The sequence below is a fragment of the Streptococcus mitis genome, assembly GCF_946190155.1.
GTDB lineage: Bacteria > Bacillota > Bacilli > Lactobacillales > Streptococcaceae > Streptococcus > Streptococcus mitis_CL.
Genome location: NZ_CAMHZL010000006.1, coordinates 69,318 through 91,351, shown reverse-complemented (window position 1 = coordinate 91,351; position 22,034 = coordinate 69,318). Strand labels below are relative to the sequence as shown.

The following is a 22,034-nucleotide window of genomic DNA, read 5'->3' as shown; positions in this document are numbered from 1 at the left end:
CTTATCCTCCTACAATTCCTGCCCACCATTTTTTCAAACCTTTAGAAAATCCGGTATGTTTATCTAGTTCATTTAAACCCCAGCTAATACCTCCTCCTACAAGTGTTGTTATAGTACCTACCGCCATAACAGATGCTGTAGCAGGAAGAAAAATTGTGGCTGCAGCAACTCCACCAACAACAGCCAATGTCCCTATTCCTACATTCTTCAGAGTGTCAATTGTAACACCTCCAAATTGAGTAGCTATATACTTTCCGCTTCCAACTGTCATATTTTTACTAACAGCAATATCATGTGTTTCTCCCATTCCGTCTACAATATCCGCAACAGAAAATGCCACATTTGCAATCGCCATGCCTTTACCCAATTTGCCCATATTCTTAAAGCTATCCGATAACTTAATTCCTTCAGTAGGATGTATTGAGAATATATTTGACAAACCAGCTGTTGCTGAGGAAAGTGCACCATCTTTCCCAGCCTTAATGATATTAGGACGGAAAGGTTGCATCATATCCTCGTACTGACCTCGAATATTTGTTCCCTTATTTGTAGTAATCTTACTATAATTGTGATGTCGGTTTATACTATTACGACTGTAAAATTTATCATAGCCTAACAATTTATCTAGCTTTTGCCCAATAGGTGTTGTACCATGATGAAATATTAAATTTCCTTTATTGTCTTTTGTAATTCGAGAACCCAAATACAAAACATTAGCAACATCTAAAACGGTTGTAGTTTTACTATATAAATCGCTAATTTTGCTATATGGAGAGTCGTTAATTAACCTTAATAGTTCTGGCTTTGCCAATTCTGTTGGATAACGTTTTCCATACTCTGCAATCGCTGCGATATCATTCTCATCTAATTCGGTTTTATTTTTAATTTTATCTAAAACATTTTGATAATTTTGAACTACCTCAGAACGCTTCGTCCACTCACTATTAATATTACTAGCCCAAGGAGCTTGTCCCTCTACTTTAAAAGTTCCATCAAACTTTCCAAAGTCACTCGTAACTTGTTCGAAACCTTGGAAAACTAAGCTCTGTAAGCTTTCTGAATCCGAAAACTGACCACTAGTCGAGCTCGCAAACGACTGCAATTTTTCTAATTTCCTTTGTAACTCATCTCGCTTACTCGTCGCATTTGAGATAACTCCTCGAACATTACTTATATATATAGGATTGACGTCCTTTAGATTATATAAACTATATAAAATAGATTCATAAGTCGAAATGGTTGTATTCTTCGCTTCAATTTGCTGTTGAAGTATCTCCTCATCTAGACTTTCTCCACCGACTTGTGAATAGTAAAGAGTCGGTAGTTCACCGGCTTTTCCTCCTAGACTCTCTGAAAAGAGGATAACTCCTCTAAGTAGGGGAACCATTATATTTTCCGCATAAGACTTAGCGCTATCATAGGCTGCCCCTTTCAACTCCTCCTCTGTAATCAAATTATTAAAAGCACTAATGACATCGTTATAATAATTCACACGGCTGCTTAATACACTATTTGCTGTACTACCCTGCGAATCTGCTGAGCCTATATCTACTTTAATCCCCATTCTTCTCCTCCTTCTCCTCATTTTGTAATTCAAGACGGCGTTGTTGAAAAAGAAGTTCCTCTTTTTCGCCCTCTAGCTTGCTCATTGCTTTTTTTAATTCTTCTTTCCTCTCAGAGATAAAATCATCAAGTAGCTGTTCATTCCTTTTTAACATCTCTATATCTTCAAGACGATCCATCTCATCTTTAACGGATAACGGATAATAGCCTAATTCTCTATATGGAATGAAGTTCGTTTGACAAAGATCTAAGATCTCCGTCGCAACGGAAAGAAACTGATTTCTTTCTTCTTTTAGCTTTGATAATTTCGTTTGAATCTGTTGAACACCACATTGAATATCTTCTAATTTTCTAGTTTTTTCCATCCTCACTCCTTAAACAAATTATTTTGAGGAACAAATGACGGATTTGTGTATGGCGAAGATAGACCAGTCGTCCCCTTATTTTGACTCGACGATAAATTATTCTGCCACATTGTACTTATATTCTCATCTACTACTTCGAATTCATTTGCGACACCATGAATTAATTTTACGAATTCACTTATTTTCGATTGAATATTTTGAGCAATAGATGCCTCATTGATGATCAATTTTCTTCCTACCGTATTAGCGGTATAATAGCTTGTCTTATCTCTAGTAACTGTACCGGCAGTTGTAATGCTATTGCTTGCTGATATAATTCCAGTTGCAATAGTACTTGCCGTGCCTTTTTCACTTTTTACTTGTCCCATGTTCAATAACCTTTTCAATTATCCTTTCTACTATCAAATCGTCAAGAGACAGGGTTGAATCTTAAGTATCAAATAATATTGTTACTTATTCTTACTAATTTTGAGTTTGATGATTTCTTTCCGAGAATGTAAATAAACCTGATCGGGATCTGGAGCCACATCTCTGCTATATATTCCTTTATCTAAGAAGGTTTGATCCATTAGGCGCATACCAAAGATGACCCATTGGACATTTGTTTTGAGGTATCTTGGAATTGGGTCAACGCTTGTTCCAATATAAGTATAATCTGTACCAATAATAAACCTCATCCCTACTCGATAACCATTCTCAAACATAAATTGAAGCTGTTGAACATTTAAATCGCTTTCGGATACAAGTGCTCTCATATTTGGTATAAAAACAATCCACTCAGATGAGATTCCTTTTTCAAGACGGCGCTCTATTTCGTAGATTAGCTGATTTCCTATGTCCGATACTTCCTTTTTACTTCCAACATAGGTTTTCACCTGATTACTATATGACTCATATTCTTGGAAAGCATCAATCAACATCATATGAACGTTAGGCATTTTAAGAATAGTTCTTAATAAATGATGAGTTATATTATCAAAAGCATCTTCTGCATTTGATACATAAGCCATGTGTTTAAATTTGCTAAGAGAAATATTGACACTTCCAACCATTTCTAGCTCCAAACCGATAGGAATCTGACCATTCTCAATAGCTTCTTGTACACTAGGCAATTTCAAAAATTCTTCCACCATCAACTCCTCTGGTACCATCGGGATGGCACTTGGGCGCTGTCCTGTCCAGGCTTCTTGGAGGGAAGCCACTTCCTGACGAAGGTTATTGAGGACTTGGTTTTCGTTGTCTCCAGAGACTGGGAGTGCCAGCTGGATGACATCCACGTCTTCACGCTTCATGAGAGCCCGTCCCTTGATGTCTTCCATGGTCATGGCAAGGGGCGTAGAGCCCACAATCGTCCGCACTTCACTAGCTTCATTTTGTGGTAGGCTCAACTGGTGCTTGAAGGCAGAAATTGCCTCATTATAGGATGCTATTCTAGCTTCCCCTACCCTTAATCAACAAGAGAGCCACATCATGAGGGTGGAACTTGACGGCAAGAGACAGGATCTTTTTGTAAATAGCAGAGCAGATAAGCAAGCCAAAAATATAGAATTTTCAAGGTACTAGAAAGAAAACGTTCTCGTTCTATTATACCACAATATCAAAAAAAACCTTCCCATAGGAACAAAGCTATATTTTTGTATCATGAATTTAGATTTATAGCTACTCTAATTCATCTTACGACATAGAACAGACAAAAAAACGAGGAGTTTCTTTAATGTCAAAGCAGCTCCTCGTTTTTGATTTTTATTTAAAGTATAGTGATTTCTTAAACAATCTCTAAAAATATAGCTTATTCGAATTTTGTTACACTTTTAATGGTTTTAAAGCTTTCAGCAAAAAGACAGAATTAACATTACTACATTCAATATAGATGAACTATGATAGTTACTCCTTTGTAATTCTATTTTATCTCTTTCTTAGGAACCGTGAGTGTTTTCGTCCATTCTCTATAAATTTCTGAAAAACGTTCCTCTTCCTCATCTGAATAGCCTACAAAAACGACTTTGTCAATATTTTCATGTTGAAAGAAAAGCGTTGATTCCGTTTGAAAGCCCATTGGGTACAAAATACCCATATAATCAGCGAATGCTTTTTCTCCAGTTTCCTCGTCGTCAAAGATAACTCCACGACCAATAATCATTAATTTCTGTGTTCCTTCTTGAAGATAGACAATACTACCTAACGGTAATAATTCTTTGTTTTTATTATTCATTTTTTAATAACTCCTTGTGTTTTTTTAAATATTTTTTTCCATACCACTCTTCGACAGTTTTCCCTTCCCACTCGCGGTATTCTTCAGGATATTTCCATTTATAGTAGCCTTCTAAAAGGAAAGGAAACTCCATAAATACAATTATGGCTATTAAACCAATATTGCCCACGATCCAACATATAAAGAGGCCAAAAACAGTTATAGAAGATGAAAAATTAATAGAAAAAGCTTTGAAAATATAATTAACAATCACAGCCAAGCCCAATATACCGGCTCCATAAATAGCAATACCTTTAGCAATTTTATCTTGTAAGGTAGGTGACTTAATTTCTCCATACATTCGTTTTTTCAAACTTCTAAGCTCCGTTCTTAACATTACATAAGTCAACAATACTTGAAGCCCAAAAAGTACTAAGATCCCCCATATTGTTAATATAGGTAAACTCATTGTTATGGCCATCAAATTAAATTCAAACATAAGCCATATCATAAAAGTTATAAAATGAAAGCGATAACGATAAGGGAGGATAAACGTCCGTTTAAAAAATTTACCCATTAATACCAATAACAACCAAATTAACAAGCAAATTAAATAAAGCTCGACTGTTAGCAAAGGATACTGAGAAACCGGTAACCTTAAATCTTTAGGATCAGAATTTTGCAATGATAGGGTAAAAGCAAGGAACATGAAATTTAAACCTATCGGAAACAACAGACTAAGAATAAAAGTTTTAATACCAAACCAAAAGGAAGGTCTCCCTTTCTTAAAGGCTTTCCCAAGTTTATTATAATAATCTTGTTTCTGATACTGTAAAAACCCATCATCTAATAAATTTAAACTCTCCTCAAAACTTGCTTTAAAAATTGATTTCTTCATACTTTTCACCCAAATCCTAATGCCTTTCCAAATCCACCTATAACGTTAGATATATTTTTAACAGTGCCTTTTATACCTTTACCAACATCATCTATCATCTCTTTCGTTCCTTTAACAGGATCATCGAAAAATTTTGGCTTCCAAGCTTTTATACCTTGAATAGCTGTTCCAACAAAGAATCCGACCCCTGCTCCAGCAGGACCAAATATCGCACCTCCAATAGTTGCGCCTTCAAGAGGACCTACACTTGAAACTGCTGAAAGTGCACCTTTTCCAACAGCTTTTCCTACATCCCTGGTTTTGCTAAATTCGTCTGCTCCACTAGAAATCGCTGTAATTCCAAGATCAGCAAACGTCATTACTGTCCCCACTTTCCCCAGAACCTTAGCTACTTTTGGGAAATATTTGAGCCCTTTTCCTAATAAGCCTGTTGCCTCTTCTCCCCCTTTTATGTATTTACCAAGTTTCGCCATTCCGGCATCTCTGGCACCTTCCAATCCTTTTTTAACAATAGTTTCTACAGGACTTGCGATATCAGAAATTCCTTCGAAAGTCTTTTGTAACGTCCCTCCCTTATTACCTAACGATTCATACCATGCCATTATATTCATAACAGAACTTACGTATTTTCTACCTTTTGTTCCTTTATCAACTGAGTCAAGCAATCCTATGACGCCGTCCGATTGTAGAAAAGCCTTAGTCAAGTTTTTCGGTGTTAGTCCAAGTATTTGGGCTCCTCTCTTAAACCAGTCATTATCTGAGATTGCCTTAATTGCATCATACAAACTCATTGTATTATACTTAACACCATCATCACCAAGTACTTCAGCTAATATCTTTTCATAGAGGTGTTGCTCAATAGCATTAACTAACGTATCTGGCAACTCTTTACCTGGATACCGTTTTCTATACTCTGCAATTGCCTTTATATCATTCTCATCTAATTCGGTTTTATTTTTAATTTTATCTAAAACATTTTGATAATTTTGAACTACCTCAGAACGCTTCGTCCACTCACTATTAATATTACTAGCCCAAGGAGCTTGTCCCTCTACTTTAAAAGTTCCATCAAACTTTCCAAAGTCACTCGTAACTTGTTCGAAACCTTGGAAAACTAAGCTCTGTAAGCTTTCTGAATCCGAAAACTGACCACTAGTCGAGCTCGCAAACGACTGCAATTTTTCTAATTTCCTTTGTAACTCATCTCGCTTACTCGTCGCATTTGAGATAACTCCTCGAACATTACTTATATATATAGGATTGACGTCCTTTAGATTATATAAACTATATAAAATAGATTCATAAGTCGAAATGGTTGTATTCTTCGCTTCAATTTGCTGTTGAAGTATCTCCTCATCTAGACTTTCTCCACCGACTTGTGAATAGTAAAGAGTCGGTAGTTCACCGGCTTTTCCTCCTAGACTCTCTGAAAAGAGGATAACTCCTCTAAGTAGGGGAACCATTATATTTTCCGCATAAGACTTAGCGCTATCATAGGCTGCCCCTTTCAACTCCTCCTCTGTAATCAAATTATTAAAAGCACTAATGACATCGTTATAATAATTCACACGGCTGCTTAATACACTATTTGCTGTACTACCCTGCGAATCTGCTGAGCCTATATCTACTTTAATCCCCATTCTTCTCCTCCTTCTCCTCATTTTGTAATTCAAGACGGCGTTGTTGAAAAAGAAGTTCCTCTTTTTCGCCCTCTAGCTTGCTCATTGCTTTTTTTAATTCTTCTTTCCTCTCAGAGATAAAATCATCAAGTAGCTGTTCATTCCTTTTTAACATCTCTATATCTTCAAGACGATCCATCTCATCTTTAACGGATAACGGATAATAGCCTAATTCTCTATATGGAATGAAGTTCGTTTGACAAAGATCTAAGATCTCCGTCGCAACGGAAAGAAACTGATTTCTTTCTTCTTTTAGCTTTGATAATTTCGTTTGAATCTGTTGAACACCACATTGAATATCTTCTAATTTTCTAGTTTTTTCCATCCTCACTCCTTAAACAAATTATTTTGAGGAACAAATGACGGATTTGTGTATGGCGAAGATAGACCAGTCGTCCCCTTATTTTGACTCGACGATAAATTATTCTGCCACATTGTACTTATATTCTCATCTACTACTTCGAATTCATTTGCGACACCATGAATTAATTTTACGAATTCACTTATTTTCGATTGAATATTTTGAGCAATAGATGCCTCATTGATGATCAATTTTCTTCCTACCGTATTAGCGGTATAATAGCTTGTCTTATCTCTAGTAACTGTACCGGCAGTTGTAATGCTATTGCTTGCTGATATAATTCCAGTTGCAATAGTACTTGCCGTGCCTTTTTCACTTTTTACTTGTCCCATGTTCAATAACCTTTTCAATTATCCTTTCTACTATCAAATCGTCAAGAGACAGGGTTGAATCTTAAGTATCAAATAATATTGTTACTTATTCTTACTAATTTTGAGTTTGATGATTTCTTTCCGAGAATGTAAATAAACCTGATCGGGATCTGGAGCCACATCTCTGCTATATATTCCTTTATCTAAGAAGGTTTGATCCATTAGGCGCATACCAAAGATGACCCATTGGACATTTGTTTTGAGGTATCTTGGAATTGGGTCAACGCTTGTTCCAATATAAGTATAATCTGTACCAATAATAAACCTCATCCCTACTCGATAACCATTCTCAAACATAAATTGAAGCTGTTGAACATTTAAATCGCTTTCGGATACAAGTGCTCTCATATTTGGTATAAAAACAATCCACTCAGATGAGATTCCTTTTTCAAGACGGCGCTCTATTTCGTAGATTAGCTGATTTCCTATGTCCGATACTTCCTTTTTACTTCCAACATAGGTTTTCACCTGATTACTATATGACTCATATTCTTGGAAAGCATCAATCAACATCATATGAACGTTAGGCATTTTAAGAATAGTTCTTAATAAATGATGAGTTATATTATCAAAAGCATCTTCTGCATTTGATACATAAGCCATGTGTTTAAATTTGCTAAGAGAAATATTGACACTTCCAACCATTTCTAGCTCCAAACCGATAGGAATCTGACCATTCTCAATAGCTTCTTGTACACTAGGCAATTTCAAAAATTCTTCCACCATCAACTCCTCTGGTACCATCGGGATGGCACTTGGGCGCTGTCCTGTCCAGGCTTCTTGGAGGGAAGCCACTTCCTGACGAAGGTTATTGAGGACTTGGTTTTCGTTGTCTCCAGAGACTGGGAGTGCCAGCTGGATGACATCCACGTCTTCACGCTTCATGAGAGCCCGTCCCTTGATGTCTTCCATGGTCATGGCAAGGGGTGTAGAGCCCACAATCGTCCGCACTTCACTAGCTTCATTTTGTGGTAGGCTCAACTGGTGCTTGAAGTTCGAGTAGAGTTGGGCACGAAGGTTGGACTGGCGACCCGCTGTCATCAAGAGATGTACCCCAATGCTGAGACCTTCACGAGAGATGCGCACCAAGAGCTTGAAGAGTTCTGCCTCATAGGCTTCTTCCTTGAAAGCTTCATAGCTATCTAAGAGGATGACAATAGCCGGTTCTTCCTGACCACTAGCCTGACGATAGAGTTCCAAGGTCCCAACTCCATAGTCCGCAAGCAGTTTCTTACGGCGGTTGAGTTCTTTCTCCATGATTCGTACAAACTTAGAGATCTTCTCCGTTTGATCCAGAGGCATGATATCCGCTACCTGTGGAAGCTTGGACAATGGAGCCAAACCATTGGTCCCAAAGTCCATCAAGTACATGGTAAGGTCCTTAGGACTGAACTTACGAGCCAAGTCCATACCTGCAGACTGAAGGAAGGTTGTCTTCCCAGTGCCCGGACTTCCATAGAGAAGGACATGTCCGTCCTTGGCGAGATTGATAGAGACGGCTTCCTGCTTCTGAGCCTGCGGGATATCTGCCATTCCAAGTAGAATTGAGAGTGATTTCTCTTGTGCCCAGGCTATTGCTGGTTGCACTTCTTCCAGCTCCTCTAGCGCAATGCGCTCCTTAAGTGGTGGCAACCATGGCTGTGGTACTGGAGGGATCTCTTGTTCTTCACATAGGAGATGGATATTGTGCACAATAGCATCTAGCTCTGTCGGAACTTCCTTGATTTCATCGGCATCCTCTAAGCCCGATAAGTCCTCGTTTAGGATTTCATATTGCCCCAATTCATTGATCAGGTAGATAGTATGGTCTTCAATTCCCATATCATCCTTTTCTGGCTGGTAATCTGCGCCTGACCAGGCTGACTGGAAGAGTTCATAAACTTCATTATTTCCGACCTGTAGATAGGCGCGTCCCGTCTGAGTGATCTCGGCCGCATCCGGTGTATGAAGCATTTCATTGGAGTCCGAACGATCTGCTACCTTAAGGGCAATCTTAAAGCGAGAGTTGGACCAGATCTGGTCATCCACCACACCTGATGGCTTTTGAGTAGCTAGGATCAAGTGAACCCCGAGGGAACGCCCGACACGCGCAATAGATACCAACTTCTTGATAAAGTCGGGCTGGTTAACCTTGAGCTCTGCGAACTCATCTGAGATGATGAAGAGATGAGGGAGAGGTTCTGTCGCTTCTCCGTTTTTAAATTTCTTCTGGTATTGGTTGATATGGTTGACTTCGAACTCTCCAAAGAGTCGTTCACGACGATGGATCTCCGCATTAATCGAAGCCAAAGCCCGCATGGATTGGACACCATCCAAGTTGGTAATGGTTCCCAAGAGGTGGGGGAGGTTTTTAAAGAGATTGGCCATCCCACCACCCTTGTAGTCAATCAGCAAGAATGCCACATCATGAGGGTGGAAGTTGACAGCGAGGGATAGGATGTAGGATTGGATCGTTTCTGACTTCCCTGATCCAGTCGTCCCTGCGATCAAACCATGAGGTCCATGAGCTTTTTCATGTAGATTGAGCTGAACCAGGTCATCCTGACCACGCAGACCAATCGGCACAGCCAAACTCTTGTAGGGTGCGTTCTTTTTCCAACGGCTCGATACCTGCAAGTCCTCAAAGGTCTCCGCACCATACATTTCCATAAAGGTCACGGAATCTGGTATCGAACTCTTAAGATTTTGGAGGTGATTGAGCGGTGCCAAGGTACGGGCGATCCGCTCCTTATCATAATCTGTTGGGAAATGATCCAAGCGGAAGTCCGTCTCTTTCAAGACCCCTTCTTCCATGACCAGTTGGCCCGTATTTCGGTCCTTGATATTGATCACTGTCTGGATATTCTCAGACAAGGAACTCATGACATCCTCTACAAAGATGAGAGAACAGCCTAATTCCGTTGGATCTTCGGTAAAGAATTCCATGATAATATGGTCCAAAATCAGCTTCTCATCGGTTACTAGAACCACGTAATGAGGATGGAAGAGGCTGCTCTCCTTGTGGGATGCTTCTTCCTTTTGACTACGACGTAGTTTCAAGATTTGGTTCAAACTATTGAGAACCTGGTCTCGTGTCCGTTGATTGTAGACAAAACCGCGAACATTGAGTTCTTGCAGTTTGGCATGAGGTAGCCAACGCATCCAAGACCATTGTTCTTTTTCCTCTTCTGGCAAGATCGTAATAAACTGCACATCATGATAAGAATGAAAAGTCGCTAACTGCATCACCAAAAGCTGCAGTTGTTCTAGGACGAGATTTCTAGGTCCAATATAACCAACCGGTCCATGGCTAAGGTTTGCCGGAATCGGCATATCTGGAATTTTTTTGTGACGACTATAGAGAGCGTAACCCTCTTCTTCCAGAGCATCCTTCTTACCACTGCGCTCCTGTTGACCATATTTCAAGTCATAGCTAGTCGGTATTTTCCCGAGTCCCAAACGATAGTATAAGAAGTCAAAATGTAAGGGAGTTTTTTCGTAAATCCGGTGATTGTAACTCTCAACCAAGTCCGTCAACTCTAAAATAGTTGGAAAATGATAGTGCATCCCTTCTTTTTGTTCCCGTTCCAGACGAGTCAATTCCTTTACCTTATCTTTCAGATAAAGACGATAAAGATCGATCCGTTCCTTCTTATCAGCCTTGTACTTTTTACGATTTTTGATAAAACCACGGATAGAAAAAATCATTGTGGTTATGGACATCCCTACTGTCGCAAGAATATAGATCCCTCGAGGTTGAACCAAGGTGATCAAGACGGTTACCCCGACCATCGTAAGAGGAGGAACGATTAGCTTTAACAGTTCATCACTTGGCTTAGCTGGTTCTTGACCTGGAGGGTTAATCAAGATTTTATCTTCACTTCCACGATAAATGATTCGTGGAGAGCGGTGATAATCTGGATAATCTTCATAAAAACCATATCGAGAGGGTTCTCTCAGCGTTAGTTGTCTCCCTACTTGAGCTGGTCCCAAAACCCAGACTTCGTCTGGAAAGAGCTTTATTGTCACCGCTCCTAAACTCAACTCATCTCCAAAACCAATCAATTGCTGATCCATTTGTTCCAGATGATTGTTTCGATAAAATGCGCCTTTTAATCGAGTTAGCATCCATTGATTCTGAGATTTTTGGAGTAAGAGTTCGACATCTTCATCTAGTGTGATCAACGCACCTTTATGAGAACCAATCTGAAACTCTGATAAATCCAAAAGATCATAGACCCTTGGACCCCCTTCTCGGATATAAAAGACAACCTCACCCAAACGTAGACCATCTTTCAATAATCCTGCTTCGTTCTCATACTGATAAAAGATCTTGTCACCGTCAAGCTTGAGCTGAATCGGACTCTCCTGTTGAGGAAGGTAGACTTGGGCCTTTTCAGTAGCCCCAACCAAGACCGTCTTAGCTGCACTCAGTTCTACTTCATAACGCAGACCTTGACTGTAGAAAATGATTTGTTTTTTCATAGTTTCTCTCCTTGGTCTACTTTAATTGCTAGATGAGCTGCTAGGGCTAGTTTTCTTCTCAGATGAAGGTTTGCTTTCAGAAGGCTTGTCTTGTGAACTAGGACTAGAACTAGTAGATGCATTAGAGCTAGAATCACTTGTTAATAGCTGACTTCGGCTATCCCAGTATTTCTTATATTCACTCTCCAAAGTATTCAGTTTACTTTCACGATCTTTCCCTGACAACTTACTATCTTCCCGAACCTGCTTGATTTCCTGAGTCAAAGCATAGAGAATCAAGTCACTGTCGTTAATCCGTTTGGCAATATCAAGTGCCTCTTCAAAGCGATTTCGCCCAACTTGAATCCAATAAGTCAAATACAGCTCATCAGACTTGAGGGTTACATTATTCAGGATGACCTTCTTTTGTTCAGAAGAAAATTCCAATCCCTGAATATAAGAGAAGGCTAACTCATACTTCTGCGTATTAGGCAAGCTAGCAGGAGCAATTCCCTCTAATTCTGTAATAACCGCGCTATAATCTACTTTAATAAAAGCGGTATCCGCCTGCAACATCTTTTCTTTGAAAGGATTTTGCATGAAAATCAAATAGATAAGCGGAACGATCAACAAAACAACACTCGCTGTCAACCAAATCGTTGCCAATTTAAACACTCGGTGTCGTCTGCTTGGAACCAATACTAAATCCGCCTGTTCTTTCGCAGATTTCTCTACATAATACCGTTCCAAAATAGTAACTGCTGTTGCAATATCATCTGCCTGACACAGGTCATTTAAAAAGTCTGGCAAGGTCTCTAATTCCAAGGAACCATTGTAAAGGTCCATAAAGTCAAAATCACTAAATAGTGTTACGGTAAAACACTTAGCCTGACGTAGAAAATCTTCTGAGGATATTGATTGAGGAACCATCAGACCAGGAATTCCACGATAAGCAATCTTAGCCTGAGCATCTTTGGTAATAAATAGATTTACTGGATGCAAAAGGAAGGTCACTGGCAACTCCCAGGCTCCTTCTAGACGAAAAACGTTTAGGGCCAAACGAATTCTCTCCGAAATGGTACGACTCTTTATTTCTTCATAAGTCAAACCATGAGCTTCGACTTGATAGGAGAAGGTTACACTATCCTCATCAGAGACCATCGATTGCTCCAAAAAGAACGGATGATGCAAATCCAACAGTAACAGTTCCCGTAAATCTTGACTCGCTACATCTGAACGCTTAAGGCTCAATTTCCAAGTTGTTTCATTTTTTTCATATACAAACGGCTGTTCGCCAAATATAAATTTTTCCTCAGTCACCTAAATCTCCTCTATCTCTACTAAATCCCCTGTTGTCATTGGATAATCGGATAGTTGTTTTCCTTCATCAATCAATAATCCTTTGTTGACAATTCTAAGTTGATATTTTTTTCTCTGTTTACCTGGAGTAAAAATCGTATCCACTTCTCGAATTAACCGTCGCACTTCAATCCGACTAGGAATGCGAATATCCACATCTTTTTCTCTCAAGCGTAGAGTAATATTGATATGTTGCTCCACTGTTTATATACCTCCTGTATATGATTCTGTTCTTACTAAGTTGTTAAGACGGACTTGCTAAAACATTATTCTATCCCTTCGGCCATAAGGCGATAACTCATCACAGCTGTAGCTACGAAAAGTAATAAAAACAATGATATATATGCTAACTCCGGAAGAAAATCACTCAAACCATCTTTTTCTAACTGACCAATATTTGTTTGAAATTTAGATGTTATTTTTGAATTTGGCTGAAACAACTGCTCTGCAGGATTTTTTTTAACTGGTCCCTGTATAGCAGAAAACAGTTGGCCCCTTTCTGTGATCAACTGTTCCTCTTGATACTGCTGCATGTCTTGCAACTTCTTTTGGGTCGCTTCGTTAAAAAGCTCCTTGGTTTCTTCAGATTGTAGACCAAAGTTAAGTCCCTCTTTTTTCTCAAGTCGAGAATCATCAATCTGTAAACGATTATCCTTCAAATCATCTGCAGCAGCCATTGAGACTGCTGCACATGCTACTAAGGTAAGAAGTAAAAGAATTATTTTTTTCATTTCCTATTCTTTCTCAGTTTGAAATACTTGAGGCCAAAATCTTCTTTCTTTGATAAAAATATTCATAACAAGTAATCCAGCTACGACAATCATCATTGCAATAAATGCTAAAATATTTGCTGGTTGTCCATCAAAATATCCTGAAAGGAAAGCTTCTAATATTGATAAAGCATTAAGATTTTTGATGAAGGCTGGAAAACCTGTTAGACTGGCCGTCGTCCCAATTGCATTTGATAGATAGACAAAGCTAATCATCATAAAGAAGGCGAGACCCATTCCAATTACTCGGAAATGTTTAAGTAATAAATACTGCCCTTGAATCAGTACCAAAGCAGCTAAAACAATTAGCAATACCCATGATGGTTGATATTCACGACCAACGTGAAGTTGAGCACTCGATACAATACCAACGACTAGACCAACTATTATAGCTAAAATAGATAGTAGGCCAACTGTCATAATATCTGTATCATGCAACTTGTCTAGCTTAAATTTATCTTTGACCTTACGAACAATATTTTGCGTTGCAAATAAATAGCCTGTAAAGAGACTAACAATTTCAAGTAAGAGAATCCATGTAAATGGACGATAAACGTTGACAGTCGCTTTTACCGAGGTAGAATTTTGCGCAACAGGGTTTGATAAGAAGTTAAGCAATACTTCGTTTGGTACCCCATTGTCATAGGCGTTATTCAGAACTTTCACGAAGGACTCTACAAAGTTACCATTCTTAGACAATTCTTCGTTAAACTGCGTCATCAAGGAGTCAGCATCTTGAGACAACTTTTCAGTATTTGTTTGAGCATTTGACAATTCACGATTGAACTTACCTAAAGTCTCATTTACAGACTCTGCAGCTTTGACATTGCTTTGAGAGGACTCCTTCACACCCTTAGTTTCTGATAAGAGAGCCGCATAATCAGTATTTAGGGTAGCCAATTGATTATTAGTATCTTCAAAAGCATCATTGCCTTTCCCTTGCTTCTCAACCAAATCCTTTAGCTTTCCTTCCAACTGCTCGTACAACTCTAACTGTTTCTTGATTTTTTTATTCAATTCTTGGTTGGTAGTCAAAACATCCTGCACATTTTTTTCTAAAACAGGCTTCAGAGTAGTCAATTCTGACAAAGCTTTATCTACTTTCTCTTTAGCACCATCTTTATCTTTATCGCTAGCAGGTGCAGTTAAGCTGTCTTCATACTTCTTCAGATTTGAACTAATAGCTTCGAACCAAATATCTGACAATGCTTTAGACACATCACTATTTTTTAACCCTCTGACGGTATCGTATGCTTTTTTTAGTGATTCTACCTTTTGATAGGCAGAGGCTATTTTCTGAACCTTTTGTCCGTAAGTCACTGCTGCTTGCTGAACGGCTGAGACATCTATGGGAGCACTGACTGCTTGAACATCATTCAAGGAAATATCAACAGTCTCTGGCTCCGCTTTTGGAGTTGGGCTTGGACCCCCAGTTGAACCTGTAGTCGGAGTCGGAGTTGGAGTTGGAGCTGGAGCTGCCTCTGCAAGACTATAGGCTACTTTGAAAGTCCCACCAGTCTTCAAATCAATTTCTTGGCCAAACTCAACTGGTGTGCCATCATAAGTGACCGAATGAACCGTCACTCCTGTTCCAGCCTTCCATGATACCTTAGCCTTTGTTCCTGTTCGTCCAACAGCACTTGTACTAGTAATTGCCTTATTTTCCAGATTCTTCAAGTCCGCCAAAGAAATCTCGTCGCTAGGCTCTTTAATCGTTTTTAAATCTGTATAGTTTACAGAAGGAATTGTGATTGGTGTTATACCAAAACCACTAAATTCTTTTCCACTAAAGTCTTCTTTTGGTAATTCTGAGATTGCAGAAACCAGCTGCTCTTTAAGAGATCCTTCAGCCTTCTCTAGGTCCTTGTTTGCAGCTTTATCCAAAAATCGACCGAGAGTGATATTATTCTTCTCACTTGTCTCATAATAAGCAGCTAATTTTTCATCGACAAAGTTACGAATATCCTTTTTATGATTTTCAAACTTGGTTCTTTCATCTGTTAGATTGGTCTTTAAACTATCAATCTCTTTTTTGATGTTTTCTGCTACTGTTTTATAGTAAGCCCCAACTTCTGGTGACGTTCCATCAGTGGATTCTGCTGTTCCATCTATATTAGCAGTCAGACTACCTTGAGCTTTAATTAATTCCTTATAAGTTTCAATTTGTCCCTTAACGTCTTCCCGACTCTGAGATATGAGCCCAGTGATAACATCCGCATGATTTTTCTTCTCAGTATCCCTATTCTTAAGCAGAGTGCCAAGCTTGCCACCATAGGCAATCTGTGAAACGTCATAACGACCAAAAATCTGAGAATAACTATCCAAACCTGTCTTTAAAGCACTGTTTGCGTCAACAGAGGAACTAGACATACTATAGAGAGTTGGGAAAAGATTTTTAGAGTTAATTGCTGTTCCATATAAGTTTGTACGGTAGTTTCCGATATTAGTTGCTTGTATCTGTGAACTAGCTTGCACATTTTTTTGCGCCGTATAAAGATTGCTCAAAATACTCGCCATATACATGTCGACCAACTGACCATTCAAATCAGCAACAATGTCTTTCGCTAGTTTATTTGCATCATTTTCCACTTGCAAATTTCCTTGCGCATTCACCTTATAATTAATGGTTGTCTTATCAACATTGATACTGTTAATATCAAGTATTTTTTCAGAAAAGTCACTAGGAATTGTTAAAACGAGTTGGTATTTCCCACTTTCTAATCCGGTATCTGCTGCTCCACGAGGCACAACGGACCAGTTTTGTGAATTATCCCGCTCGATGTTTTTTACATAACTAGCCCCCAAATTATACTCTTTTGTATCCACATAGACAGGCTTATCTTCATTTACAATAGCCACATTTAATTTAGTCTGCTGATTTACTTTCGCGTTATTCTCATTGTTAATTGTTGTATTCTTTTGAACAGAAAGATTCAAAAGAACCATCATCAAGAGCAACAATAGGGCTAGCAAACTACTCCCTACATATTTATATATTCTATTCTTCTTCATTTGCCTTTTAATCATCTCCATTAAAAAAAATAGGAAGGCTCTCGCCCTCCTAAAGCCACTTATAACAAATTAATGAATTTGTGATGCAAGTTCTTGGTCGTTTTGCTCAACGATTTCAGCAACTTTATACAATTGCGCATTGATTGCATCAAGTAAAGCTGCAAACTCTTCAATTTTTGGAGATAATTCTGTAAACTGTTGATCAAAGCTCTGAAAAGCAGCACCTTTCCAGTTCTCTCTAATAATCTCTTGTTCGTTACTCAATGTGCGAAGTACTTCTCTTACTTCTTCAGCACCATTAGTATATTTTTGAGCAGAAGTACGTAGTTCCTCTGTTGTTAATTGAATTAAAGCCATATTAAACTCCTTTAAGTTATTTTATAAGTTTATTATATCAATAAGTGTCACAAATTACAAGTGCTTACACCATTTTTTACTAATAAATTATCAAAAAAATTCTCTTGTATTAGATGAAGGGTTTATTCGTTAAAAATCCTTTTCCTCTAATTTTCGATAAAAGTTTTTATTCTCTTGGTGTCGAGCTTCCAGTATATTCTCTATACGATTCTTATAAAGTTGATGATAGCTATCTAAATTGTTCTCTATCTCAAAGATATATGGTTGAATTTCAGCAAAACTACTATCTCTACATGCATAGGAAAGCGCCTCTAGGAGATGATCCGTCTCCCTACTAAACTTGTGGAAATCATCATCCAAATCCATCTCCAAACGTTCTAAGTCTCGTAATTTACGATTATGCTCATCCTCTAGTTTCTGAAGTCCCTTTTTATCCATAACCAGTTTTCTCCTAGCTTTTGATCGGACTCTGTAAAGTAGGTGTTTGCAAGGTCTGTGTCAAGTAAGTTTCTGCAGCATCTGCAGCCTTTCCCTCAAATCCACCCTTAATATTGTTCACATAGGTCTTAGAAGCGTACTCTTGCATATCTGTGGCTGCTTCCTGCAACTTTTTAGCTAACTCAGCTCCTTTAGCAAGGATTGACAACTCTTTTACAGTTACCAAGGCCCTGACTGCTTGGCGTTCTTGTTCCCTCATTCTTTCTTTGAAGGCTCTGTCGAGTTGCTCTCTTGTAATTAAAGTATCCTCATCCGTTAGGACTACCATTTTTTTCCCCTCCATGTTTGCTTTACATCCGCCAATAGATTATTAAAATCTTCAGCACTATCTCTATCTATGGTCTCAAAGGAGCCACTAGCTTTGACCAAGCTCTCCCCCAGTTGCTGGATTTGTGTCAGGAAGGATGTTGCTGCTGTCTTCGTGTCACTAGCAACGCCTTCATCCCAAAAGCTTATTGTATCAAAACCAGAAAGCAGATTCGTAACTTCTGAGCTTGACAAATATCCAACCATGTCAAACGCTGTTGACCTTGTCTCCTTTACTATATTTTGAATGTCTTCCTTAGCGTCTGAAAGTAAGGTTTTAACAGATTTAACTTTGTCTTCCATGTCAAAATTTGCTAACTGGGCTGCTGTCTGAAGCAACTGAGCTCGAACCAAAATCCTCTTTTCTCCTGTAAGATTGCCATTTCTCAGTTGTTCCTGATAACGAGGAATAGCTTCTCGATCCCATTTTATAGATTCCTGACGTGCTTCTTCTACGATTGTACTATACTCTGTTGTATAATTCTTGTAAACTGCATAACCGATAGCCATCTTTGTTAGAGCCTCACCCCTCATAATGGCATTCAAAATATTTGAGGCTACATTATCATCAACTCCTAAAGCCCTGAGAGAATCTAAAGATTTCGCAATCAGTCGAGACAGCTTTTCACCTGCCCTGAGCAATTCTGGGTGAAAATCCTCAGACGCGGTCAACAAATTTCCCTTTCCATCTGATTGGAAAACACCAAAGTCATGGGAGCTTTCGGGATCAGTAATCTGAGTATAATGCAAGGGGACGAGGACATTGACTTTACCGACGGGTTTCTTAAGGGGTTCATCGGAGTCCCCAGGTAATTTGGTAATGGTGTGTTCTCGATTAAGCATCCCCACGATATCAAAAGGATTGACATAGTACTCAATTTTTTCGCTAATCTTTTTGATTTTCTCATCGCTGAGGCCCATTTTCTTTAAGCTCTTTGTCGTGTCTGGACCGTCAAAGAGAACCACTTTGCCGATTTTCTCCAGTTCCTCATCGGTCAGGCCAGCTACTCCTTGCGCAGAAACTATGGTCCCTAAGGAGTGACCTGTGATGTCCATCGTAGCTTGCGGAGCTTTTTCAGTCATCTCTGCAATCTTCGTTTTCATTCCTACTGTCGCTAACTTGGCTTGCGGCGTATGGATGTGGTTGAGAGCGAACTTAGCATCGTTGTCAACCCAGTCGTTCCAATTTTCTTTACTGATGGCATCACTTCCGCGGATAGCCATATAGGTTTTCTTGGTATCATTAGTCAAGGTTGGCGTATCCGTTAAGTAGTAGGCACTGAAACCAGCTTCATCATCAGTTAACAGTCCTTTTTGATAACGTTTGTGGTGAATATCCTGCCTCATCCCATTCGCATCAGGAACTGGTATCGATGCGACTTTATAAGTATCTCGCAACTCAGGATCTGGTTGCAAGTAGACTCTACCATTATGGGGAAGATATTTACCTCCAGGGGTGTTTTCACCAGCATAATTTATATGCTGAGAATAATCAATTAATTTCCAGTTTACAGCATTATTATAGCGTGGAAAAGCATTTGGACGACCATTATAAGCAGACTGTGCTAAATCTGCATAGAAATTATCAAATGTTTTTAAATTACTATTACTCAAATTTATCCCATCCTCCATTTTTTAATACACTAGGTGGATTTAGCATTCCAATTAAATCTATTGAAGGAATAGTATTCTCATTTTCTAGCGGAAAATCTACTGTAAAATCAGAATCCTTTATATAATTAAAAGATCCCTTCACTGATAGATTATAACCTCCACCTTGTGGAGTTCCATTCCCTATCTGTTCAACAGTTAAACTATTCCAATCAATCTGAACCGATTCTATCTTTGGATTTTGAGATTTTACAAACTCCTTAATCTCTTCTTCATGCTCCTTCAAATAAGCCAACTGCTTAGCTCGCGGACTAAGAAATACTCCTCCGAATAAATTTGTTTTCTGTGCCATCCATGCACCTCCTCCAAAAATTACAAGTGCTAAAACTAACCAAAGTAAAGTACGTTTTTTCATCTCTTTCCTCCTATATAGCGGAATCTAAGTATATTATATCATGAATGTAAAAAAAAAATACTTATAATAAGTATAGTTTTTTATTATAGATTACCCAGGTAATTTGGTAATGGTGTGTTCTCGATTAAGCATGCCCACGATATCAAAAGGATTGACATAGTACTCGATCTTTTCGCTAATCTTTTTGATTTTCTCATCGCTGAGGCCCATTTCCTTTAAGCTCTTTGTCGTGCTTGGACCGTCAAAGAGAACCACTTTGCCGATTTTCTCCAGTTCCTCATCACTGAGGCCAGCTACTCCTTGCGCAGAGACAATGGTACCTAGGGAGTGACCTGTGATGTCCATCGTAGCATTTGGAGCTTTTTCGCGCATCTCTGCGATTTTAGCTTTCATTCCTACTGTCGCTAACTTGGCTTGCGGGGTATGGATGTGGTTGAGGGCAAACTTCGCATCGTTGTCTATCCAGTCGTTCCAATTTTCATAACTGATGGCATCACTTCCGCGGATAGCCATATAGGTTTTCTTGGTATCATTAGTCAAGGTTGGCGTATCCGTTAAGTAGTAGGCACTGAAACCAGCTTCATCATCAGTTAACAGTCCTTTTTGATAACGTTTGTGGTGAATATCCTGCCTCATCCCATTCGCATCAGGAACTGGTATCGATGCGACTTTATAAGTATCTCGCAACTCAGGATCTGGTTGCAAGTAGACTCTACCATTATGGGGAAGATGTTTACCTCCAGGGGTGATTTCTTTTACATTACCATCCTCATCCAACATATATCCATCATTTGAGAAATCAAATGTTTGTACGTTCGTTGAACTATTTTGAGGAGGAAAATTACTTGGGCGAAAAGTGTAGGCAGACTGTGCTAAATCTGCATAAAAATTATCAAAGGTTTTTAAATTACTGTTAGTCATAAATCTCCCATACATTGCCTTTCAAAACTCTTATCGGTTGCATTTCAGAAATTCTATCAATAAGAGGTGAACTTTTTTCATCATGATCCAAAGGAAATCCAAGAGTAAAACTGCTAAACTTGATATTATTTATCCGACCTTCAATGGTTAGAATATCCCCGCCACCTTGAGGAGTTCCATTTCCTATCTGACCAATTTTCATACTATCCCAATTAAACTGAACGCTTTCAACCTTAGGATTTCTAGACTTTATAAAGTTAGCCATCTCCTCTTCATGTTTCTTCAAATATGCCAACCACTTTCCCTTTGGACTAGGATCTACAATTTCACCAGATACATTTATCTCTTGTGCCATCCATACGCCTCCTCCAAAAATTACAAGGGCTAAAACAATCCAAAGTAAAGTACGTTTTTTCATGAATGTTCTCCTATAACATGTGAATATAGCCATATTATATCATGAATGTAAAAAATTTTTTATCATGAACCGCTCCTCAAAGCTTAACCAAAAATCTAACGCTCTCAATATCTGTACTTTATCAGTATTTTGTTTGAAAAAATTTTTCTATAAAATTCCTTTTACACTATCTTTCCAATAATTCCTATAATAAGAATCAAAGAAATATCTACAAGATTTGATTCTAAGGTGCTATCCCATCTTTTTCATTCATTTAGACTAACTGCAATTGAATTACATCTTATTGCTTCTTTTTTTCATCTAGTTTAACACTCTAGGGCTAGCTTCAATGCATGTTCCTAACATATAAAAAAGCCCTGTCCCAAGACAAGGCTTTGAGCTTCTTCACTTTGCCGATTACAGGGATTGAACCTGTGACCTAGGCTTTACGAGTGCCTTGCTCTACCAACTGAGCTAAATCGGCGATTACACTTACAGTATACTATGAGGATAGATG

The 22,034-nt window shown here is 38.7% G+C and carries 19 protein-coding genes, 1 tRNA gene and 2 pseudogenes; all 22 read right to left on the bottom strand.

The genetic code is table 11. The features are described 5' to 3' along the window. Position 1: 1 nt before the first annotated feature. Positions 2-1,564 (bottom strand): T7SS effector LXG polymorphic toxin, encoded by a 1,563-nt coding sequence (locus N8O80_RS06740; protein ID WP_261027367.1) that lies wholly within the window; start codon positions 1,562-1,564, stop codon positions 2-4. Beyond that, a complete protein-coding gene (locus N8O80_RS06735) occupies positions 1,554-1,928 on the bottom strand; it encodes a hypothetical protein (protein ID WP_042750365.1) in 375 nt (124 codons plus the stop codon). The genes N8O80_RS06740 and N8O80_RS06735 overlap by 11 nt, the downstream gene beginning before the upstream one ends. 2 nt (positions 1,929-1,930) lie before the next feature. Beyond that, positions 1,931-2,296: a TIGR04197 family type VII secretion effector gene (locus N8O80_RS06730; protein WP_261027361.1), complete on the bottom strand. Its 366-nt coding sequence runs from the start codon at positions 2,294-2,296 to the stop codon at positions 1,931-1,933. 81 nt (positions 2,297-2,377) lie between these two features. Beyond that, positions 2,378-3,328 (bottom strand): annotated as a pseudogene (locus tag N8O80_RS06725) (type VII secretion protein EssC); the annotation flags it as partial. 500 nt (positions 3,329-3,828) lie between these two features. Next, on the bottom strand, positions 3,829-4,140 hold the full coding sequence (locus tag N8O80_RS06720; protein ID WP_247933266.1) for a DUF4176 domain-containing protein: 312 nt from the start codon (positions 4,138-4,140) through the stop codon (positions 3,829-3,831). Next, positions 4,133-5,017 carry a hypothetical protein gene (locus N8O80_RS06715; RefSeq protein WP_261027365.1) on the bottom strand — a complete coding sequence of 295 codons (885 nt, stop codon included), beginning with the start codon at positions 5,015-5,017 and terminating at the stop codon, positions 4,133-4,135. Before N8O80_RS06715 ends, N8O80_RS06720 begins: the two co-directional genes overlap by 8 nt. 5 nt (positions 5,018-5,022) lie before the next feature. Continuing rightward, complete coding sequence (locus N8O80_RS06710) at positions 5,023-6,657, bottom strand: LXG domain-containing protein (RefSeq protein ID WP_261027364.1); 1,635 nt, start codon at positions 6,655-6,657, stop codon at positions 5,023-5,025. Further along, positions 6,647-7,021: a hypothetical protein gene (locus tag N8O80_RS06705; protein ID WP_042750365.1), complete on the bottom strand. Its 375-nt coding sequence runs from the start codon at positions 7,019-7,021 to the stop codon at positions 6,647-6,649. Before N8O80_RS06705 ends, N8O80_RS06710 begins: the two co-directional genes overlap by 11 nt. A gap of 2 nt (positions 7,022-7,023) precedes the next feature. Continuing rightward, positions 7,024-7,389 carry a TIGR04197 family type VII secretion effector gene (locus tag N8O80_RS06700; protein ID WP_261027361.1) on the bottom strand — a complete coding sequence of 122 codons (366 nt, stop codon included), beginning with the start codon at positions 7,387-7,389 and terminating at the stop codon, positions 7,024-7,026. An 81-nt stretch (positions 7,390-7,470) separates the two neighbouring features. Next, on the bottom strand, positions 7,471-11,892 hold the full coding sequence (gene essC, locus N8O80_RS06695; protein WP_261027357.1) for a type VII secretion protein EssC: 4,422 nt from the start codon (positions 11,890-11,892) through the stop codon (positions 7,471-7,473). A gap of 21 nt (positions 11,893-11,913) precedes the next feature. Continuing rightward, positions 11,914-13,191, bottom strand: coding sequence for a type VII secretion protein EssB (gene essB / locus N8O80_RS06690; protein ID WP_261027356.1), 1,278 nt, complete (start codon positions 13,189-13,191; stop codon positions 11,914-11,916). Continuing rightward, positions 13,192-13,431 (bottom strand): EsaB/YukD family protein, encoded by a 240-nt coding sequence (locus N8O80_RS06685; protein WP_064276358.1) that lies wholly within the window; start codon positions 13,429-13,431, stop codon positions 13,192-13,194. A 65-nt stretch (positions 13,432-13,496) separates the two neighbouring features. Continuing rightward, positions 13,497-13,961, bottom strand: a complete 465-nt coding sequence (essA, locus tag N8O80_RS06680; protein WP_261027355.1) for a type VII secretion protein EssA — start codon at positions 13,959-13,961, stop codon at positions 13,497-13,499. A gap of 3 nt (positions 13,962-13,964) precedes the next feature. After that, positions 13,965-17,012 (bottom strand): type VII secretion protein EsaA, encoded by a 3,048-nt coding sequence (esaA, locus tag N8O80_RS06675; RefSeq protein ID WP_261027354.1) that lies wholly within the window; start codon positions 17,010-17,012, stop codon positions 13,965-13,967. A gap of 69 nt (positions 17,013-17,081) precedes the next feature. Continuing rightward, a complete protein-coding gene (locus tag N8O80_RS06670) occupies positions 17,082-17,369 on the bottom strand; it encodes a WXG100 family type VII secretion target (protein ID WP_020902061.1) in 288 nt (95 codons plus the stop codon). A 129-nt stretch (positions 17,370-17,498) separates the two neighbouring features. Then, positions 17,499-17,807 (bottom strand): hypothetical protein, encoded by a 309-nt coding sequence (locus tag N8O80_RS06665; RefSeq protein ID WP_261027353.1) that lies wholly within the window; start codon positions 17,805-17,807, stop codon positions 17,499-17,501. A 13-nt stretch (positions 17,808-17,820) separates the two neighbouring features. Continuing rightward, positions 17,821-18,135, bottom strand: coding sequence for a hypothetical protein (locus N8O80_RS06660; RefSeq protein WP_261027352.1), 315 nt, complete (start codon positions 18,133-18,135; stop codon positions 17,821-17,823). After that, positions 18,129-19,787 (bottom strand): cutinase family protein, encoded by a 1,659-nt coding sequence (locus N8O80_RS06655; RefSeq protein ID WP_261027351.1) that lies wholly within the window; start codon positions 19,785-19,787, stop codon positions 18,129-18,131. Before N8O80_RS06655 ends, N8O80_RS06660 begins: the two co-directional genes overlap by 7 nt. Next, on the bottom strand, positions 19,780-20,199 hold the full coding sequence (locus N8O80_RS06650) for a hypothetical protein (RefSeq protein ID WP_261027349.1): 420 nt from the start codon (positions 20,197-20,199) through the stop codon (positions 19,780-19,782). Before N8O80_RS06650 ends, N8O80_RS06655 begins: the two co-directional genes overlap by 8 nt. A gap of 93 nt (positions 20,200-20,292) precedes the next feature. Next, positions 20,293-21,120, bottom strand: a pseudogene (locus N8O80_RS06645) (cutinase family protein); the annotation flags it as partial. Continuing rightward, a complete protein-coding gene (locus N8O80_RS06640) occupies positions 21,113-21,538 on the bottom strand; it encodes a hypothetical protein (RefSeq protein WP_033682135.1) in 426 nt (141 codons plus the stop codon). The pseudogene N8O80_RS06645 and the gene N8O80_RS06640, both read right to left, overlap by 8 nt. Before the next feature lie 390 nt (positions 21,539-21,928). Next, a tRNA-Thr gene (locus tag N8O80_RS06635) sits at positions 21,929-22,001 on the bottom strand. Positions 22,002-22,034: the final 33 nt, after the last annotated feature.

Coding starts and splice junctions, on each gene's coding strand:
- N8O80_RS06700 (WP_261027361.1), bottom strand. CDS start 7,389: ATGGGACAAGTAAAAAGTGAAAAAGGCACGGCAAGTACTATTGCAACT.
- esaA (WP_261027354.1), bottom strand. CDS start 17,012: ATGAAGAAGAATAGAATATATAAATATGTAGGGAGTAGTTTGCTAGCC.
- N8O80_RS06660 (WP_261027352.1), bottom strand. CDS start 18,135: ATGGTAGTCCTAACGGATGAGGATACTTTAATTACAAGAGAGCAACTC.
- N8O80_RS06705 (WP_042750365.1), bottom strand. CDS start 7,021: ATGGAAAAAACTAGAAAATTAGAAGATATTCAATGTGGTGTTCAACAG.
- N8O80_RS06710 (WP_261027364.1), bottom strand. CDS start 6,657: ATGGGGATTAAAGTAGATATAGGCTCAGCAGATTCGCAGGGTAGTACA.
- essC (WP_261027357.1), bottom strand. CDS start 11,892: ATGAAAAAACAAATCATTTTCTACAGTCAAGGTCTGCGTTATGAAGTA.
- N8O80_RS06670 (WP_020902061.1), bottom strand. CDS start 17,369: ATGGCTTTAATTCAATTAACAACAGAGGAACTACGTACTTCTGCTCAA.
- N8O80_RS06715 (WP_261027365.1), bottom strand. CDS start 5,017: ATGAAGAAATCAATTTTTAAAGCAAGTTTTGAGGAGAGTTTAAATTTA.
- N8O80_RS06735 (WP_042750365.1), bottom strand. CDS start 1,928: ATGGAAAAAACTAGAAAATTAGAAGATATTCAATGTGGTGTTCAACAG.
- N8O80_RS06720 (WP_247933266.1), bottom strand. CDS start 4,140: ATGAATAATAAAAACAAAGAATTATTACCGTTAGGTAGTATTGTCTAT.
- essA (WP_261027355.1), bottom strand. CDS start 13,961: ATGAAAAAAATAATTCTTTTACTTCTTACCTTAGTAGCATGTGCAGCA.
- N8O80_RS06665 (WP_261027353.1), bottom strand. CDS start 17,807: ATGGATAAAAAGGGACTTCAGAAACTAGAGGATGAGCATAATCGTAAA.
- N8O80_RS06640 (WP_033682135.1), bottom strand. CDS start 21,538: ATGAAAAAACGTACTTTACTTTGGATTGTTTTAGCCCTTGTAATTTTT.
- N8O80_RS06730 (WP_261027361.1), bottom strand. CDS start 2,296: ATGGGACAAGTAAAAAGTGAAAAAGGCACGGCAAGTACTATTGCAACT.
- N8O80_RS06740 (WP_261027367.1), bottom strand. CDS start 1,564: ATGGGGATTAAAGTAGATATAGGCTCAGCAGATTCGCAGGGTAGTACA.
- N8O80_RS06650 (WP_261027349.1), bottom strand. CDS start 20,199: ATGAAAAAACGTACTTTACTTTGGTTAGTTTTAGCACTTGTAATTTTT.